14 protein-coding genes are annotated in these 17,953 nt (G+C 63.9%); 9 read left to right on the top strand and 5 right to left on the bottom strand.

Translation table 11 applies throughout. The features are described 5' to 3' along the window. Positions 1–10: 10 nt before the first annotated feature. The 5 genes from pyrR to gshB all read right to left on the bottom strand — a co-directional run bounded on the left by pyrR (position 11) and on the right by gshB (position 3,710). Complete coding sequence (gene pyrR, locus ACYAS9_RS11580) at positions 11–529, bottom strand: bifunctional pyr operon transcriptional regulator/uracil phosphoribosyltransferase PyrR (protein ID WP_463568432.1); 519 nt, start codon at positions 527–529, stop codon at positions 11–13. Positions 530–617: 88 nt separating this feature from the next. Continuing rightward, entirely contained in the window at positions 618–1,055 is a 438-nt protein-coding gene (ruvX, locus tag ACYAS9_RS11575; RefSeq protein WP_463568431.1) for a Holliday junction resolvase RuvX, read from the bottom strand. Continuing rightward, a complete protein-coding gene (locus ACYAS9_RS11570) occupies positions 1,055–1,624 on the bottom strand; it encodes a YqgE/AlgH family protein (protein WP_463568430.1) in 570 nt (189 codons plus the stop codon). The genes ruvX and ACYAS9_RS11570 overlap by 1 nt, the downstream gene beginning before the upstream one ends. 73 nt (positions 1,625–1,697) lie before the next feature. Then, positions 1,698–2,600 carry a TonB family protein gene (locus ACYAS9_RS11565; protein ID WP_463568429.1) on the bottom strand — a complete coding sequence of 301 codons (903 nt, stop codon included), beginning with the start codon at positions 2,598–2,600 and terminating at the stop codon, positions 1,698–1,700. 156 nt (positions 2,601–2,756) lie between these two features. Further along, a complete protein-coding gene (gshB, locus tag ACYAS9_RS11560) occupies positions 2,757–3,710 on the bottom strand; it encodes a glutathione synthase (protein WP_459742459.1) in 954 nt (317 codons plus the stop codon). Positions 3,711–3,906: 196 nt separating this feature from the next. Between gshB and pilG the strand changes: the two genes are divergently transcribed. From pilG to ACYAS9_RS11515, 9 genes are all read left to right on the top strand, one after another. Further along, positions 3,907–4,317 carry a twitching motility response regulator PilG gene (gene pilG / locus ACYAS9_RS11555; protein WP_463568428.1) on the top strand — a complete coding sequence of 137 codons (411 nt, stop codon included), beginning with the start codon at positions 3,907–3,909 and terminating at the stop codon, positions 4,315–4,317. Between the two features lie 45 nt (positions 4,318–4,362). Then, the gene (pilH, locus tag ACYAS9_RS11550; protein ID WP_463568427.1) at positions 4,363–4,728 is read left to right on the top strand and encodes a twitching motility response regulator PilH; all 366 of its coding nucleotides are present in this window, start codon (positions 4,363–4,365) and stop codon (positions 4,726–4,728) included. A gap of 26 nt (positions 4,729–4,754) precedes the next feature. Continuing rightward, entirely contained in the window at positions 4,755–5,294 is a 540-nt protein-coding gene (locus ACYAS9_RS11545; RefSeq protein WP_463568456.1) for a chemotaxis protein CheW, read from the top strand. 30 nt (positions 5,295–5,324) lie between these two features. Continuing rightward, entirely contained in the window at positions 5,325–7,367 is a 2,043-nt protein-coding gene (locus ACYAS9_RS11540; RefSeq protein ID WP_463568426.1) for a methyl-accepting chemotaxis protein, read from the top strand. Positions 7,368–7,411: 44 nt separating this feature from the next. After that, entirely contained in the window at positions 7,412–13,342 is a 5,931-nt protein-coding gene (locus tag ACYAS9_RS11535) for an Hpt domain-containing protein (protein ID WP_463568425.1), read from the top strand. Beyond that, on the top strand, positions 13,335–13,820 hold the full coding sequence (locus ACYAS9_RS11530) for a chemotaxis protein CheW (RefSeq protein ID WP_463568424.1): 486 nt from the start codon (positions 13,335–13,337) through the stop codon (positions 13,818–13,820). Before ACYAS9_RS11535 ends, ACYAS9_RS11530 begins: the two co-directional genes overlap by 8 nt. A 102-nt stretch (positions 13,821–13,922) precedes the next feature. Beyond that, positions 13,923–15,065, top strand: coding sequence for a Fic family protein (locus ACYAS9_RS11525; protein WP_463568423.1), 1,143 nt, complete (start codon positions 13,923–13,925; stop codon positions 15,063–15,065). Positions 15,066–15,385: 320 nt separating this feature from the next. Continuing rightward, positions 15,386–17,062, top strand: a complete 1,677-nt coding sequence (gene mdcA / locus ACYAS9_RS11520; RefSeq protein WP_463568422.1) for a malonate decarboxylase subunit alpha — start codon at positions 15,386–15,388, stop codon at positions 17,060–17,062. After that, positions 17,062–17,952 (top strand): triphosphoribosyl-dephospho-CoA synthase, encoded by an 891-nt coding sequence (locus tag ACYAS9_RS11515; protein ID WP_463568421.1) that lies wholly within the window; start codon positions 17,062–17,064, stop codon positions 17,950–17,952. Before mdcA ends, ACYAS9_RS11515 begins: the two co-directional genes overlap by 1 nt. Position 17,953: the final 1 nt, after the last annotated feature.

The raw sequence follows: 17,953 nt of genomic DNA, 5'->3' as shown, positions 1-17,953 counted from the left end.
CAATGGACTCTTAAAAGGCTGAGGCAGTGGAAAGGTCCTGGATATCGAGGGCCAGCGGTGCAGGACCGCTCAGCTTGACTCGCTCGTGAGGCGCCAGGGCCAGGGTCGCGCCGACCACATCGGGACGGATCGGCAGCTCGCCGGCGTTCAGGTCCAGCAGGCAGACCAGGGTCACGCTGGCCGGGCGGCCGTAATCGAACAGCTCGTTGAGGGCCGCGCGCACGGTGCGGCCGCTCATCAGTACGTCGTCGATCAGCACCAGGTGCTGGCCTTCGATTTCGAATGGCAGCTCCGAAGGCCGAACCTGCGGGTGCAGGCCGTTCTGGCTGAAGTCGTCGCGGTAAAACGACACGTCCAGCATGCCCAGCGGGCCTGGATGCTCCAGGGCCTGCAGCAGCGCCTGAGCGACCCACACGCCGCCGGTACGAATGCCGATGAAGCGCGGTTCGCTGATGCCACGGTTATTCAGGTGCGTGTTCAGGTCGGTGGCCATCTGGCGGATCAGATCGACGGGGTTGGGCAAACTCATGCTGGCTCCTTCAGAAGCTTGCAACGCGCCCGATAGCGGACGCGCTCAAGCGCAAACGTGGGATTCGAAGCTTTGCGGCGGCAAAAGGTCACGCATCGAGCAACTCAGGGTTGGCATCCAGCCAGCCTTGCAGCAGCAAGGCGGCGGCAATCGCATCCACCGGGTTGTCACGGTAACTGCCACGCTGGCCTCCGCGCGCCATGCGCTCGCCCTTGGCCTCGAAGGTGGTCAGGCGTTCGTCATGGGTGTAGGCGGGGATGTTGAAACGGCCATTGATCTGGCGCGAGAACTTCTCGGCGCGCGCGCTCATGTCGCTGGGCGTCCCGTCCATGTTCAGCGGCAGGCCGACCACGACTGCATCGGGCTGCCATTCCTTGAACAGCGCCTGGACCTGATCCCAGTTGGGCACACCGTTCTGCGCCTTGAGGGTGCACAGTTCACGGGCCTGGCCGGTGATCGCCTGGCCGACCGCCACACCGATCGAGCGGGTGCCGTAATCGAAGCCCAGAATCAGACGCAAGGCCATCAAGCGTGCCCTGCCTGGGTCGACAGCAGGCTCAGGTTGATGCCCAGGCTGGCGGCCGCGGCATCGAGGCGCTGGGCGCTGTCGGTTTCGAACAGGATGGCGGCATCGAACGGGCAGGTCAGCCAGGCATTGGCGGCCATTTCGGCGTCCAGTTGCCCGGCGTCCCAGCCGGCATAACCCAGAGTGATCAGGCTGTGCGCGGGGCCGGTGCCGTCGGCGATGGCGAACAACACGTCCTGCGAGGTCGACAGCGATACACCGTCCAGCTCGACGGTGGCCTGAAACTTCGGCCCGTTGGGGTGCAGCACAAAGCCGCGATCGGTCTGCACCGGGCCGCCGGAATGAATCTTGATCATTTGGCAACGCACCGGCGGCAGTTCTTCGGGGCGCAACTGCTCCAGCACATCGGCCAGGGTCAATTCTTGCGGGCGGTTGATGACCAGCCCCATGGCACCGTCGGCGTTATGCTCGACGATGTAGGTCAGGGTCTGCGCAAAGTTCTGATCGTGCATGTGCGGCATGGCGATCAGGAATTGATGTTTGAGGTAACTCGCAGTGACGTTTTTCATGGCGCCTAGTGTGGCGTCGCCGGAGGCACCTGACAACTGTCACTTATTGCAGGCGCGGCCATTATCGGGCTGATCAGTTACTTGAAAGCTTGTCACCGCGGGCGAATTTCCAGGTGCGGATGATTTCCAGGCGGTCGATGTCTGCCAGGTCGCCGCTGAACGGCGCAAAAGGCGCTGCCAGACGCACGATGCGCTGCGCGGCCTGGTCCAGCAGTGGCTGGCCGGAAGACTCAAGGACCAGCACTTCATACAGCGAGCCGTCGCGGTTGATCGACACCAGCAGGCGCAGGCTGCCGTAGATCTGCTGGCGGCGTGCTTCTTCAGGGTAATTGAGGTTGCCGACCCGCTCGACCTTCTTGCGCCAGTCGTCCTTGTACCAGGCGCCCTTGTCGCGCATGGTCGAGGCGGCATTGAGGCGGTGAATCTTCGGCCGCTTGGCATAACGCTGCTGTTCGTCAGACAGCTCGGCTTCCAGGCTGGCAATCTCATTGCTCAGTTGCGCGCTGTCGAATGTCGGCGTTTCCCGTGGCTTGGGGTCCGGCTTGACCTCTTCGCGGCGGGTCACGGTCTTTTCCCTGGCGGGCGCCACGGTGGCCACGGCGGTCTTGGGGGCTTCCTGCTTCTGGACTGCCTTGTTGGCCGGCGGTGGCGTCACCTTGTTGATCTCGGTGTCCTGAAAAGGCGCCAGCTCGGTGGTCTTGAGCGTTGCAGCCTTGTCCAGGGTACCGCTGCCCTGCTGGTTGTCCTGTGCCAGAAAGTCAGCCTGCTCGGGCTTTTTCTCGCTCTTGAAGGTTGCCAGGGTAATTTCCAGGGTGCGGGAAATCTGCTCGGGCTTCACATAGGTAAAGCCCACCCCGAGGATCAGCGCCAGGTGCACCAGCGCTGCGATCAACAGGGTAAAGCCCAGACGGTCGCGCGAACGCACACCGCCACGCGGGTGTTCGATCAGAAGGGGGTTGTGGGCCATTGCTGTCATGGGCGGTACGGCATCTTTGGAGCCTGTAGGTCAGCGTTTGCAGGGTGGCGCATGATAACGCACAAGCTACAAGTCATAAGCTGCAAGCGGCAAGAAAAAGCCGAAAGCCTCGCTTGCAGCTTGCAGCTTGCAGCTTGCAGCTCGCAGCTCGCGCACTTAACGCGCGTTGAGCTTCTTCTCGATCGCGTCCATCAACAGGCTGCCAATCTTGGTGCCGAACGCATTGTCGATCTCGCGGATACAGGTCGGGCTGGTGACGTTGATTTCCGTCAGGTGCTCGCCAATCACGTCCAGGCCGACGAACAGCAGGCCTTTTTCACGCAGCGTTGGCCCGACCTGGGCGGCTATCCAGCGGTCGCGTTCGGTCAGCGGGCGGGCTTCGCCGCGTCCGCCGGCGGCCAGGTTGCCACGGGTTTCGCCGGCGGCCGGGATGCGCGCCAGGCAGTAATCCACAGGCTCGCCGTCGATCACCAGAATGCGCTTGTCGCCGTCCTTGATGGCGGGCAGGTAGCCCTGCGCCATGATCTGCTGGGTGCCGTTTGCGGTCAGGGTTTCGAGAATCACCGACAGGTTCGGATCGCCGGCGCGGTGGCGGAAGATCGAGGTGCCGCCCATGCCGTCCAGCGGTTTGAGGATGGTATCGCCCTGTTCTTCGGTGAAGGCGCGCAGGATGTCCGGGCGACGGCTGACCAGGGTTGGTGGCGTGCACTGCGGAAATTGCGTGGCGAACAGCTTTTCATTGCAGTCGCGCAGGCTCTGCGGCTTGTTGACGACCAGTACGCCGTCGCGCTCGGCCTGCTCCAGCAGGTAAGTGGAGTAGACGAATTCCATGTCGAAGGGCGGGTCCTTGCGCATCAGGATCACGTCCAGCTCGGCTAGGCCGGTGTCGGCTTCATCACCCAGTTCGAACCATTTGGCCGGGTCGGCGAACACCGTCAGCGGCTTCATGCGGGCGCGGGCCTTGCCGGCGTTCAGGTAAAGATCCTGCTGCTCCATATAGAACAGCGACCAGCCGCGTTCCTGTGCAGCCAGGAGCATGGCCAGCGAGCTGTCCTTCTTATAGGAGATGCGCTCGATCGGGTCCATGACAATCCCTAGGCGAACACTCATCGGCAATATCCTCTATTCGTTGTGGCCGTTGGCCGAAATAGCCGTCAGGGTGGCTTGCGTCGTGCCTTGCGGTCAAGAGCCCGGTGCCCGCGCGGTTTATGGATTGCATCTGGAGAGTGTGCTAAAAAGTCACGGCATCCGTAGCCTGTCTGGCTGCGGCCTGTAAGAGCCGGCTCGCGGCGACGGAACAGCCCACATGCAACAGCACGCCACAGCATTGAAGGTCATGGTCATCGATGATTCGCGGACCATTCGCCGTACTGCCGAAACCATCCTGAAAAGCGCCGGCTGTGAAGTCATCACCGCGATTGACGGTTTCGAGGCGCTGGCCAAGATCGTCGACCATCACCCGCGCATTATCTTCGTCGACATCATGATGCCGCGCCTGGACGGCTATCAGACCTGCGCGTTGATCAAGAACAACCGGGCTTTCAAGTCCACGCCGGTGATCATGCTGTCGTCCAAGGACGGCCTGTTCGACAAGGCCAAGGGGCGAATCGTCGGCTCCGATCAGTTTTTGACCAAGCCTTTCAGTCAGGAAGAACTGCTCAACGCCATCAAGGCCCATGTGCCGGGGTTCGTTGCCGTAGAACAACGTGAATCGTGAGGCCTGCGGCATGTGCGGCAGGCCCGCTATCTTTTGGGGAATACCATGGCTCGAATATTGATCGTCGATGATTCGCCGACTGAAATGTACAAACTCACCAGCATCCTCGAAAAGCACGGCCATCAGGTGCTCAAGGCCGAGAACGGTGCCGATGGCGTCGCCCTGGCGCGCCAGGAAAAGCCGGATGCGGTGCTGATGGACATCGTCATGCCGGGGCTCAACGGCTTCCAGGCCACGCGCCAGCTGACCAAGGACGCCGACACCAACCACATTCCGGTGATCGTGGTGACCACCAAGGATCAGGAAACCGACCAGGTCTGGGCCAAGCGCCAGGGCGCCCGCGACTACCTGACCAAGCCGGTGGACGAAGACACGCTGATCAGGATCCTGAATTCGGTGCTGGCCGGCTGAGAGCCATCATGTCGATGCAACCGTCCCTGAGTGGCTCGCGCACCGCGTTCGAGCTGTTGTTTGCCATTGATCAGCGCTGCCGGTCGCTGGCCTCGGGCCTGCCGGCGCAGCCCACCCGCGAGCAGGACTGGAGCGGGATCGGCTTTCGCCTGGGCGAGCACCTGTTCGTCACGCCGATGGGCGAGATCGCCGAGATTCTCAACGAACCACGCTACACGCCGATGCCTGGGGTCAAATCCTGGGTGCTGGGCGTGGCCAACCTGCGTGGGCGGCTGTTGCCGGTCATCGACCTGTGCGGCTATTTCGGTCATGAACGCTCGCTGCTGCGCAAGCAACGCCAGGTGCTGGTGGTCGAGCAGCCTGAAGTGTTCGCAGGGCTGCTGGTCGATGAAGTCCTGGGCATGCAGCATTTTGATCCGCTGAGCCTGGTGCCCGGCACCGATGCCTCGCTGACACCGAACATGACGCCCTTTGTGCGCGGCCAGTTTGTCCGCGAGCAGCCCTGGCGGGTGTTCAGCACCCGGGCGCTGGCACAGTCCGACGGCTTCATGGATGTCTCGCTTTGAATTGCTGTTCGCCAGGCGGGGGCCTGATTAATGATTGATACAGGCACGTTGCAGGAAGGCGCGCGCAGCCGGGCGCAGATCATCACGCTGTTTATCGCGCTGATCGTGTTCATTATTTTGCTGTTCGCCAACTTTGCTTACCTCAACACCCAGTCCAACTACGAGAAGCAGTACATCGGCCATGCCGGCGAGCTGCGCGTGTTGTCGCAGCGCATCGCCAAGAACGCCACCGAGGCCGCCGGCGGCAAGGCGCAGGCGTTCAGGTTGCTGGCGGATGCGCGCAACGATTTCGACCTGCGCTGGGGTTACCTGAAAAAAGGCGACGCGGCCACCGGCCTGCCGGCTGCGCCGTCCGGGGTGCGCGATGAGCTGCGCGCGGTGCAGAACGATTGGGAAGCGCTGCGCAAAAGCACCGATGTGATCCTGGCCAACGAACAGACCGTGCTCTCGCTGCATCAGGTGGCCGCTACCCTGGCCGAAACTATTCCGCAGCTACAGACCGAATACGAAAAGGTCGTCGAAATCCTCCTGCAAAACCACGCCCCGGCCAGCCAGGTGGTGCTTGCCCAGCGCCAGGCGCTGTTGGGCGAGCGCATTCTCGGCTCGGTCAACACGGTGCTGGCCGGCGACGAATCGGCCGTGCCCGCCGCCGATGCCTTCGGGCGTGACGCCAGCCAGTTCGGCCGGGTGCTCAACGGCATGCTCGAAGGCAATGCGGGGATGATGATCAGCCAGGTCGAAGACCGCGATGCCCGGGCACGCCTGAAGGAGATTGCCGAACTGTTCGAATTCGTCTCGGGCTCTGTGGACGAAATTCTCGAAACCTCGCCTGAACTGTTCCAGGTGCGCGAAGCCTCGGGAAAAATCTTCACCACCTCGCAGACCCTGCTGGACCAGGCCTCGACCCTGGCCGGCAGCCTGGAGCACCTGGCCAGCCGGCGTACCGTGAACTCGGTGGGCGGTTATGTCATCGGCCTGCTGGCGCTGATGTCGATCATTCTGATCGGCCTGGTGATGGTGCGTGAAACCAATCGCCAGTTGCACGAGACGGCGCAAAAGAGCGAGCGCAACCAGGCGGCGATCATGCGCCTGCTCGATGAGATCGAAGAACTGGCCGATGGCGACCTGACCGTGGCGGCTTCGGTGACCGAAGACTTCACCGGCGCGATTGCCGACTCGATCAACTATTCCATCGATCAGCTGCGTGAGCTGGTGGCGACCATCAATATCACCGCCGAACAAGTCGCCGCCGCCGTGCAGGATACCCAGGCCACGGCCACGCAACTGGCACGCGCCTCCGAGCATCAGGCGTTGCAGATCAGCGCGGCGTCCACGGCGATCAACGACATGGCGCAGTCCATCGATCAGGTGTCGACCAACGCCACGGAGTCCTCGGCCGTGGCCGCCCGTTCGGTGGCCATTGCCAATAAAGGCAATGAGGTGGTGCACAACACCATCGACGGCATGGACAACATCCGCGAGCAGATCCAGGACACCTCCAAGCGCATCAAGCGCCTGGGCGAGTCTTCGCAGGAAATCGGCGACATTGTCAGCCTGATCGATGATATCTCTGACCAGACCAATATCCTGGCCCTCAACGCGGCGATCCAGGCGTCCATGGCCGGCGATGCCGGGCGCGGCTTTGCCGTGGTGGCCGATGAGGTGCAGCGTCTGGCCGAGCGTTCGTCGTCGGCCACCAAGCAGATCGAAACCCTGGTGCGGGCCATCCAGAACGACACCAACGAAGCGGTCATCTCGATGGAGCAGACGACCAGCGAAGTGGTGCGCGGCGCGCGCCTGGCGCAAGATGCCGGGGTGGCGCTGGAAGAAATCGAAGGCGTCTCGCGGGTGCTGGCCGAGCTGATCGAAAGCATCACGGTCGCCGCCCAGCAACAGGCGGTGTCGGCCGGGCAGATCGCGCAGACCATGACCGTGATCCAGCAGATCACCTCGCAGACCACCTCGGGCACCTCGGTGACGGCCGAGAGCATCGGCAACCTGGCGAAGATGGCCAGCGAGATGCGCCGTTCGGTGTCCGGCTTTACCCTGCCGCCTTCCAGTGATCACGTTTGAGGCCTCAACGATGACCACGCACGTTTCCCAGAGCATTCAGCGCCATGCCTGATCGTCACGATTACGTCGCCCTGGAATGGGTCAAGGGCGAGATCGCCGAAACCCTCAGCCAGGCCCGTCAGGCGCTTGAAGTGTTCGTGGCCGCGTCCGGCAACCAGGCCGCGCTGGATGAATACATCCATGGCGTGCATCAGGTGCAGGGCAGCCTGCAGATGATCGAGTTCTACGGCGCAGCCCTGCTGGCCGAAGAAATCGAGCACCTGGGCATGGCGCTGCGTGAAGGCCGGGTGGGCAGCCAGTCGGAAACCGTACACCTGCTCAATCAGGCCATGACCCAGTTGCCGGTGTATCTGGAGCGCACGCATGCGGCGCGCCGCGATCTGCCGCTGGTCATCCTGCCGTTGCTCAACGACCTGCGCAGCGCCCGTGGCGAAAGCCTGTTGTCGGAAACCAGCCTGTTTGCCCCGCAGTTCTACGACATCGAGCCGCTCGATGAACAGACCTTGCAGCTGCGCGACAGCCCCGAATTGCCCGAGCTTCTGCGCCATTGGCGCCAAGGCCTGCAAAGCGCGCTGGCCGGGCTGATGCGCGAGCAGGATGTGCCAGAAAACCTGCAACACCTGGCGAGCGTGTTCAGTGACCTTGAGCACCTGTGCAGCGATGCGCCACTGGGCGCCTTGTGGCGCATTGCTTCGGCGCTGGTCGACAGCATGCCGGCCGGCAGCTTCACCAACAGCCCGGCCTTGCGCAGCCTGTTGCGCGACGCCGACCGTGAACTCAAGCGCCTGATCGCGCAGGGCATTCAAGGCATCAACCAGCCCGCACCTGAAGAACTGCTCAAAAGCCTGCTGTTTTATATCGCCAAGTCCGACAGCCGGGCGCCCAGAATGCTCGCTCTGCGCGACGACTATGTGCTCGACGATGCCTTGCCGGGCAGCGAAGTGGTCGACCAGGAACGTGCGCACATGGCCGGTCCCGATCGCGATGCGATGCGCTCGGTGATTCTGGCGGTGTGCGCAGGCCTGGTACGCGCCAAGGAGCGGCTCGATGTGTTCGTGCGCGGCGACCGCCAGCATGTCAGTGAGCTCAATGCCTTGCTGGGACCGTTGCGGCAGATTGCCGACACCCTGGCGGTGCTCGGTTTCGGCCAGCCGCGCAAGGTGATCATCGACCAGACCGGCGTGGTTCAGGGCATGGCGCAGGGGCAACGCGAGCCCAACGATGCCGCCCTGATGGACGTGGCCGGGGCGCTGTTGTACGTCGAGTCGACCCTGGCCGGCATGATCGGCAGCGTTGGCGAGACCCGCCGCGAAGAAAGCCGCCTGCCGACCACCGACCTGACCCAGATTCACCAGTTGGTGGTGCGCGAGGCACGGCTGGTGCTGCAACAGGCCAAGGACGTGCTGATCGACTGCCTGGACGGCGAGTGGTCGCGGCAACGCCTGGAGCCGCTGTGCGAGTTGCTGGTGCAGGTGCGCGGCGCCCTGGCAATGATTCCGCTGAGCCGGGTCGCCAGCCTGCTGGTGGCGTGCAATGACTATTTGCGCGAGCGCCTGTTAAGCACCGACACCCGTCCCGACGAGGCTTCCCTCGATGGCCTGGCCGAGGCCCTGACCGCTGTCGAGTATTACCTCGAACGCATGAGCGAGGACCACGAGGCGCCGGGCGAGCAGATTCTCGACATGGCCCAGGCCAGCCTCGCCCGGCTCGGTTATGCACCGGCGGCCGATATGCCTGAGGCGGCTGTGCCTGAAGCGTCGCCGGTCGAGACCACGCGCCAGGATCCGCTGGCCGTCGGTGAGCCGCCGACCCGCACCATCGCCCAGGTACTGGCCAGCCCGCTGGCGACGATCAATCCGCCAGGCCGCGACATGCCGGCCAGCCTGCTGCCGCCACCGCCCGAAGAGGCGGCGGTCGACGACGAGCTGCGTCAGGTGTTTATCGAAGAGGCCGATGAAATACTCGCCGCCTTGCAGCAGTCGCTGCCGCGCTGGCTGATCGCCCTGGCCACGCCGGGCGCGGCCACCCTCAATGCGCTGCGCGAGGTGCGCCGCGCCTTTCACTCGCTCAAGGGCAGCGGCCGCATGGTGCGCGCGCTGGTGCTCAGCGAGCTGGCCTGGTCGGTGGAAAACCTGCTTAACCGGGTGCTCGAACGCAGCGTGCCCGCCGATCAGGCCGTGCGCCAGTTGCTGGGCGAGGTGCAGGCCTTGCTGCCGGCGCTGGTCGAAGACTTTGCCGCCGGCGCCCAGCGCCAGCGCGACGATGTCGACCGTCTGGCGGCGCAGGCACAGCGCCTGGCGGGTTTCGATGCCAGCGCCGTGCCTGCGGTCAAACCGGTCGAAGCGCTCGACCCGCAACTGCTGGAGATTTTTCGTCAGGAAGCCTTGGGGCATTTGCATGCCATCGACCGCTTTCTCGACAGCGCCGCGCGCCGCGACTCCTCGGCCATTGGCGACGATTTGCTGCGCGCGCTGCACACCCTCAAAGGCAGCGCGTACATGGCCGGTGTGTTGCCGATGGCTGAACTTGCCAGCCCGCTGGACTCACTGGTGCGCGAGTTCAAGGCCAATCTGATCGCCATCGAAACCCCGGAACTCAAGCTGTTGCGCGCCGCAGAGCCGCTGTTTTACCAAGGTCTGGAGCAGCTCGACAGCCAGCCGCTGGCGCCGATTCCGGGCGCTGCGCAACTGATCGAAGCGGCCCGCTCGCTGCTTGAACAGCGCCTGGCCGCCGCCTTGCACGACGCGCCCGACGGTGTGCAGGTCAAGCACAACCCCAAGCTGATCGCGACCTTTCTCGATGAAGGCATGGACATCGTGCTCGACGCCGAAGGCCTGTTGCAGCGCTGGCGGCAACACCCCGGCGCGCGCCAGGAGCTCACCGCGCTGCTCGATGAACTGACGACCCTGGGCCACGGCGCGCACCTGGCCGAACTGCCGCAGGTCGATGAGCTGTGCGAAGCGCTGCTTGACCTGTACGGCTCGGTTGAAGAAAGCAGCCTGGCCGTCAGCGAACGGTTTTTTGCAGAGGCCGGGCGCGCCCATGAGGCCCTGGTCGACATGCTCGACCAGATCGCTGCCGGGCAAGACGTCACGCCACGTCCCGACTGCGTGCAGGCGCTGTATGCGCTGCTCGACCAGGCACTGGCGCCGGACGCCACGGGCCTGGTGGCCAGCGATGGCAGCCGCGTGTCGGAGTTGGGCACGGTGATCGACCAACTGGCCGACGAAGCTGTGCTGGATGAAGCCGCATTCGATAACGAAGCAGAGCTGGACGAAGAAATCGTCACGATCTTCCTCGAAGAAGCCGCCGATATTCTCGACAGCGCAGGCCAGGCGCTGCACCGCTGGCTAAGCGAGCCGGACAACCCCACGCCGCTTTCGGCACTGCAACGCGATCTGCATACCCTGAAGGGCGGCGCGCGCCTGGCCGGCATCGGCGCGATCAGCGATCTGGGCCATGAGCTCGAAGCACTTTATGAAGGCTTGATCGACCGCCGCTACAGTTATTCGCCCGCGCTTGCCGGGTTGCTGCTCGACAGCCACGACCAGATAGCGCAACTGCTTGAGCAACTGCACGAGCAGCAACCGCTGGACGACCCTGCGCCTTTGATCGGCGCCATCGAAGCGTTGCGTCAGGGGCAGGGCGTGGCCTGGAACGATGGGCCGGCGGCCGTGCCGGGCAAAGACCCGGAGACGAGCGAGCGCGACCCTGAACTGCTGGAAATCTTCCTTGAAGAAGGCTTCGATATTCTCGACAGCGCAGGCGCTGCACTGGCGCGCTGGCAGGCCGACCCGCACAACACCCTTGAGGTCGAGAACCTGCTGCGCGACCTGCACACCCTCAAGGGCGGCGCGCGGATGCTGGAGATCAAGCCGCTCAGCGACCTGGCCCATGAAGTCGAGTCGCTGTATGAGTCGGTGGCGGCGGGTATTCGTCCACCAGGCCCGTTGTTGATGGGCCTGCTGCAACGCGGCCATGACCTGCTGGCCGACATGCTCGATGCCGTGCGCGCCGGCCGGCCGCTGCCTGACCCGCTGCCATTGATCGACAACCTGCGTCAGCTGGACGTGCTGGAACCGGCGGCGGCTGCGGCCGCGCCGGCGCCGGTCAATGCGCCTGCCGACAACGATGCCGAGCGCCTGGGCCCGGAAATGGTCAAGGTGGCCGCCGAAGACCTTGAGCAACTGGTCAATCTGGCCGGCGAAACGTCGATCTTTCGCGGGCGCATCGAGCAGCAGATTTTCGACACCCAGACCACCTTGGCCGAAATCGAAATCACCCTGGCGCGCATGCGTGACCAGTTGCGTCGCCTGGACAGCGAAACCCAGGGCCGCTTGCTGGCGCGCGAACAGGTGCAGGCCGAACGGCGCGGCTACGAAGAGTTCGACCCGCTGGAAATGGACCGCCACTCGCAGTTGCAACAGTTGTCACGGGCCTTGAGCGAGTCGGCCTCGGACCTGCTCGACCTCAAGGAAACCCTGGACCTGCGCGCCCGCGCCGCCAGCACGTTGCTGACCCGGCAGGCGCGGGTCAATACCGAACTGCAAGAGGGCCTGATGCGCACGCGCATGGTGCCCTTCGAACGGCTGGTGCCGCGCCTGCGCCGGGTGGTGCGCCAGGTGGCCGGCGAGCTGGATAAACAGGTCAATTTCGAGATCGGCAATGCCGATGGTGAACTGGACCGCAGCGTCCTGGAACGCATGGTCGCGCCGCTGGAGCACATGCTGCGCAACGCCGTCGACCATGGCCTTGAAAGCACCGAGCGGCGGATTGCGGCCGGCAAGCCGGAGCAGGGGCTGATCCGGCTGGAACTGATGCACGAAGGCGGCGATATCATCATCGAACTGAGCGACGACGGCCCGGGCGTCGACCTGGCGGCCGTGCGGCGCAAGGCGATCAAGCGCGGCCTGATCCGCGCCGATGCGGTGCTGGCCGACCATGAAGTGCTGCCGTTCATTCTTGAGGCCGGGTTTTCCACCGCCGAGGTGATCACCCAGATTTCCGGGCGTGGCGTGGGCATGGACGTGGTGCATGCCGAGGTCAAGCAACTGGGCGGCTCGATGACCATCGACTCGGTGGCCGGGCTTGGCACGCGCTTTCGCATTCGCCTGCCGTTCTCGGTGTCGGTCAACCGCGCCTTGATGGTGCAGTGCGGCGAGGAGCAATACGCGGTGCCGCTGAACACCATCGAAGGCATCGTGCGGGTCATGCCCGGCCAGTTGCTCGAACACTACCAGGCCCGCCCGCCGCGCTATCGCTATGGCGGGCGCACCTACGAACTGCGTTATCTGGGCGAGCTGCTCGGCAATGGCCAGCCGCGCCTGCACGACCAGTTCCAGCCGTTGCCGGTGCTGCTGGTGCATCTGCAGGACCAATGGGTGGCGGTGCAGGTCGATGCGCTGGCCGGCTCACGCGAGATTGTGGTCAAGAGCCTCGGCACGCAGTTCGCCCAGGTGCCGGGCCTGAGCGGCGCGACGATTCTGGGCGATGGCCGGGTGGTGCTGATTCTAGACCTGCTGGCCTATGTGCGCGCCCAACAGAATCGCACGCCGCAGGCCCTGGCGGACGACACCGCCTGGTTCACCGAGACCGGGCCACGGGCCTTGCGGGTCATGGTGGTCGACGACTCGGTGACGGTGCGCAAGGTCACCGGCCGGCTGCTGGAACGCCACGGCATGCAGGTAGTGACCGCCAAGGACGGGGTCGATGCAATGAGCCTGCTTGAAAGCTACACCCCGGATATTCTGCTGCTGGACATCGAAATGCCGCGCATGGACGGCTTCGAGGTCGCCACGCGGATTCGCCAGCATGAGCAATTCAAGAATCTGCCGATCATCATGATTACCTCGCGCTCAGGCCAGAAGCACCGCGACCGGGCCATGGCCATCGGCGTCAACGACTACCTGAGCAAGCCCTATCAGGAATCGGTGCTGCTCGACAGCATCCAGCGCTGGAGTACGATTGATGTCTGATGCCAGCTTTCATTCGGCCCGCTTGACCAGCCTGACCTGCTTGCTGCTGCCGCTGAGCGACCGCTACCTGCTGCTGCCCAATGTCGCTGTGGCCGAGCTGATCGACTATCAGGATTGCCACGCCGACCCCGATGCGCCGCCATGGTACCTGGGCAATATCGTCTGGCGCGACCTGAGCCTGCCACTGCTCAGCTTCGAAGCCGCCTGCGGCGGGCGCACCAAGGTCGGCGGCCGGGCGCGCATCGTGGTCCTCAATGCACTGGGCGGCCACCGCGGGCTGCGCTACATGGCGCTGCTGATCCAGAGCATCCCGCGCTCGTGCAAGGTCGACAACCAGCTCAGCTACGTCGACGTGCCGCTGGCGCGCCTGGAACTGGCCGCCGTGCAAGTCGGCGACACCCAGGCGCGCATTCCCGATTTGCCCGGCCTTGAACAATGGCTGCTGGAGGCCGGCCTGGGACCGAAGGGTACGCCTTGATCGTCGAATACTGATGAGTATGAGCCGATTAATGACTCTATTCGGCTCACGGGGTGAGCCGAATAGAGGTAGCATTCGGCTCATCACTCCAGGGTATACCCCATGACCACGCCTGCAGACTGGATCTGGCAACACCCCGACTGGCCCCGTTTCAGCTGGCAGCACGAGCAACTGGCGGCTCTGTTGCGCGCTTGCCTCCAGGCGCAGGGCGAGTTGTCCGGTCGACTGGCGGCGGCCGGCAGCGATGCCATGGTCAATACTGAGCTGGACGCCTTGTTGCAGAACATCATCACTTCGTCGGCCATCGAAGGTGAGCCACTCAATGTGGGTTCGGTGCGTTCCTCTCTGGCCCGGCGGCTGGGGCTGGTAGACGAGCAGCGCGTCAGCCCGCGCAGTGAAGGCCTTGCCGAACTGATGCTCGATGCCACCCAGCGCTGGAACGCGGATCTGGATCTTGAGCGGGTTCTGCATTGGCACCGATTGTTATTCGTCAGTCATGAATCGGTCTTGTCGCGTCACATCCGGGTTGGCGAATTGCGCGGTGCAGAGCCCATGCAGGTGGTTTCAGGGCGGCTGGACAGCCCGCGGGTGCATTTCGAAGCGCCTCCTCGCCAAGGGCTGGAGGCGCAACTGGCGCAATTCTTCAGCTGGTTCAGCAGCAGCGCAGCCGATGTCAGCCTTGACCCCTTGCTGCGTGCCGGCATCACTCATTTCTGGTTTATCACCCTGCATCCCTTTGATGACGGCAATGGCCGCCTGACCCGAGCCATGACCGATCTGGCCCTGGCGCAGGCACATCCTCAAGCGATTCGTTTTTATGCCATGTCGGCCAGCATTCTTGACGCCCGACAAGGCTATTACTCCATTCTGGAGCGCAGCCAGAAGGGCGGGCTTGATATCACGGCCTGGCTGGAGTGGTTCCTGCAAACCCTGCTGCATGCTGTGCAAGAGGCCAACCAGCGTATCGACCGGGTATTGGCCAAGGCCCGTTTCTGGCAACAGCATCGAACCCAGGGTTTGAGCGTCGAGCAGATCAAGGTACTCAACCGATTGCTCGACGGCGATCTGCTGGCCGACAAGCCAGGGTTTGAAAATGGTATCAGCGCCGCGCAATACCAGAGCGTGGCCAAAGTCAGCAAAGCTACGGCAACCCGGCACTTGAGTGATTTGCTCGACAAGGGCTGCCTGGAAAAGCTGCCGGGAGGCGGGCGCAGTACGCGGTATCAGGTGCGGTGGGATAGGTAATGCTGACCTGTTATTGCCTCTCATCTCTTTGAATGAGTACCAGGAACTCGTTCAGTAACAGGATTTCTGCACGGTATCATTGGTCGTGATACCGTGCAGAAACTTTGTTACTGGTGCGTGATGACAGTGATCAGTGGATCAACGCTATTAAAAGAGCCTTTAACCTGGACTGACATTTGCCGGGTATTAACAGTAGCAAGCACACCAGGCATGGGCGTTTAACCATTACCCTGACCGTAACAATCCCACACCCACCTTGATTGATACCCCGCCCCCCAGCTTCTAAGGTGACCCACGACAGCGAATCTCGTGGAGTGACCATGACAACGATAAATAACCTCGACGCGCGCTGGTCGCGGCGGCGCAGCGAGAAGCAGCGGCGGCTGGACCAGGTCAGGCCATTGGCCGACGGTGTGGTGATCCCCACCGAGAACATCGTCGCCGCCCTGGAAGCGTTGCTGGTCGCCGGCGACCGGGTGGTGCTGGAGGGCAACAACCAGAAGCAGGCCGACTTTCTCTCGCGCTCGCTGGTCAAGGTTGACCCCGGCAAGGTCCATGACCTGCACATGATCATGCCCAGCGTCGGGCGCTCCGAGCACCTGGACCTGTTTGAACGCGGCATCGCCCGCAAGCTGGATTTCTCGTTTGCCGGCACCCAGAGCCTGCGCATCAGCCAGTTGCTCGAAGACGGGTTGCTGGAAGTCGGCGCCATTCATACCTACATCGAACTCTATGCACGGCTGGTGGTGGACCTGATCCCCAATGTCGTGCTGTCGGCAGGCTTCATGGCCGACCGCGCCGGTAATATCTACACCGGCCCCAGCACCGAAGACAGCCCGGCGCTGATCGAGCCGGCGGCGTTCAGCGATGGCATCGTCATCGTTCAGGTCAACCAGCTGGTCGACGATGTCAGCGAGCTGCCACGGGTGGATATTCCGGCCTCATGGGTCGACTTCGTGGTGGTGGCCGACAAGCCGTTCTACATCGAGCCGCTGTTCACCCGCGACCCGCGCCACATCAAGCCGGTGCACGTGCTGATGGCGATGATGGCGATCCGCGGCATCTACGAAAAACACAACGTGCAGTCGCTCAACCACGGCATCGGCTTCAATACCGCTGCCATCGAGTTGATCCTGCCGACCTACGGCGAATCGCTGGGCCTGAAAGGCAAGATCTGCCGTAACTGGACGCTCAATCCGCACCCGACGTTGATTCCGGCCATCGAGAGCGGTTGGGTCGAGAGCGTGCATTGCTTCGGCACCGAACTGGGCATGGAGAATTACATCGCCGCGCGCCCGGATGTGTTCTTCACCGGTCGCGATGGCTCGCTGCGTTCCAACCGGCAGTTGTGCCAACTGGCCGGGCAGTACGCGGTGGACCTGTTTATCGGCGCCACCCTGCAAGTCGACGGCGATGGCCATTCCTCCACCGTGACCCGTGGCCGCCTGGCCGGTTTCGGTGGCGCGCCGAACATGGGCCACGACCCGCGCGGCCGGCGCCACAGCACACCGGCCTGGCTGGACATGCGCACTGGCGACAGCGACGGCCCGGCGGCGTATCTGGAGCGTGGCAAGAAGCTGGTGGTGCAGATGGTCGAAACTTTCCAGGAAGGCGGCAAACCGACGTTCGTCGACACGCTGGATGCCATCGACGTGGCGAAGAAAAGCGGCATGCCGCTGGCGCCGATCATGGTCTACGGCGACGACGTGACCCACCTGCTCACCGAAGAGGGCATCGCCTACCTGTACAAGGCCCGCAGCCTGGAAGAGCGCCGGGCGATGATCGCGGCGGTGGCTGGCGTGACTGCCATCGGCCTGCGCCACGACCCGAAAGAAACCGCACGCCTGCGCCGCGAAGGGTTGATCGCGCTGCCCGAAGACCTCGGCATTCGTCGCACCGATGCCAGCCGTGAATTGCTCGCGGCCAAGAGCATTGCCGATCTGGTCGAGTGGTCCGGTGGCCTGTACAACCCGCCCGCCAAATTCAGGAGCTGGTGATGAGTGCACTCAAACTTCCTGTACCCGACCTGTCGCTGGCCGACCGCCTGGCCGATCTGGCGGTCGAGGCGCTGATCGACGAAGCCGAGCTGTCGCCCAAGCCGGCGCTGGTCGACCGGCGCAGCAGCGGCGCGCACCGTGATATGCATTTGGGCCTGATGCAGGCTTCGGCGATTTCATTGTGGCCGGCGTTCAAGCAAATGGCCGAAGCGGCCGTTGAACACCGCGAAGTCGGCCAGCCGCTGCGCGAGGCGCTTGGCCGGCTGGGGCGCGAAGGCGAGGTCGAGATGCTGCGCGTCACCGGCGGCGTCAACACCCATCGCGGTGCAATCTGGGCCTTGGGCTTGCTGGTCGCGGCGGTAGCCCTAGACCCCGAAGACCTGACACCTGCCGGCATGTGTTCAAGGGCGGCGCGACTGGCGCTGATCGACGATCGTCAGGCTCTGCCTGCTGCCGGTCCTGCGGCGACCAGCCACGGGCGCGAAGTCGCCCGGCGTTATGGCGCCCAGGGTGCTCGCGAACAGGCGCAACAGGGTTTTCCGGCGGTCACCCGACAGGGTCTTGCGCAGTTGCAGCGTAGCCGCGCGGCCGGCAGTGGCGAGCAGAATGCGCGGCTCGATGCCTTGCTGGCGATCATGACTTCACTCACCGACACCTGCGTGCTCTACCGCGCCGGCACCGAAGGCTTGCACGCCATGCAGCACGGCGCTCAGCGGGTGCTGGATGCCGGCGGCAGCGCCAGCCTGGCCGGGCGTCGCCAGTTGCAAGCGCTGGACCGGCAACTCACCGACCTGAATGCCTCGCCCGGAGGCGCTGCCGATCTGCTCGCCGCCTGCCTGTTTATCGATGGCCTGGAGCCTGCGCTCGGCCATCCTTCACGGAGTCTCTGAC

The organism is Pseudomonas sp. HP_08, from assembly GCF_055284095.1.
The sequence above is the reverse complement of the archived record's forward strand: the minus strand, read 5'-3'. Positions and strand labels throughout refer to the sequence as shown.

What these genes read in the sequence shown, in the direction of transcription:
- pyrR (WP_463568432.1), bottom strand. Translation starts at nt 529, where the DNA reads ATGAGTTTGCCCAACCCCGTCGATCTGATCCGCCAGATGGCCACCGAC.
- ruvX (WP_463568431.1), bottom strand. Translation starts at nt 1,055, where the DNA reads ATGGCCTTGCGTCTGATTCTGGGCTTCGATTACGGCACCCGCTCGATC.
- ACYAS9_RS11570 (WP_463568430.1), bottom strand. Translation starts at nt 1,624, where the DNA reads ATGAAAAACGTCACTGCGAGTTACCTCAAACATCAATTCCTGATCGCC.
- ACYAS9_RS11565 (WP_463568429.1), bottom strand. Translation starts at nt 2,600, where the DNA reads ATGACAGCAATGGCCCACAACCCCCTTCTGATCGAACACCCGCGTGGC.
- gshB (WP_459742459.1), bottom strand. Translation starts at nt 3,710, where the DNA reads ATGAGTGTTCGCCTAGGGATTGTCATGGACCCGATCGAGCGCATCTCC.
- pilG (WP_463568428.1), top strand. Translation starts at nt 3,907, where the DNA reads ATGCAACAGCACGCCACAGCATTGAAGGTCATGGTCATCGATGATTCG.
- pilH (WP_463568427.1), top strand. Translation starts at nt 4,363, where the DNA reads ATGGCTCGAATATTGATCGTCGATGATTCGCCGACTGAAATGTACAAA.
- ACYAS9_RS11540 (WP_463568426.1), top strand. Translation starts at nt 5,325, where the DNA reads ATGATTGATACAGGCACGTTGCAGGAAGGCGCGCGCAGCCGGGCGCAG.
- ACYAS9_RS11535 (WP_463568425.1), top strand. Translation starts at nt 7,412, where the DNA reads ATGCCTGATCGTCACGATTACGTCGCCCTGGAATGGGTCAAGGGCGAG.
- ACYAS9_RS11530 (WP_463568424.1), top strand. Translation starts at nt 13,335, where the DNA reads ATGTCTGATGCCAGCTTTCATTCGGCCCGCTTGACCAGCCTGACCTGC.
- ACYAS9_RS11525 (WP_463568423.1), top strand. Translation starts at nt 13,923, where the DNA reads ATGACCACGCCTGCAGACTGGATCTGGCAACACCCCGACTGGCCCCGT.
- mdcA (WP_463568422.1), top strand. Translation starts at nt 15,386, where the DNA reads ATGACAACGATAAATAACCTCGACGCGCGCTGGTCGCGGCGGCGCAGC.
- ACYAS9_RS11515 (WP_463568421.1), top strand. Translation starts at nt 17,062, where the DNA reads ATGAGTGCACTCAAACTTCCTGTACCCGACCTGTCGCTGGCCGACCGC.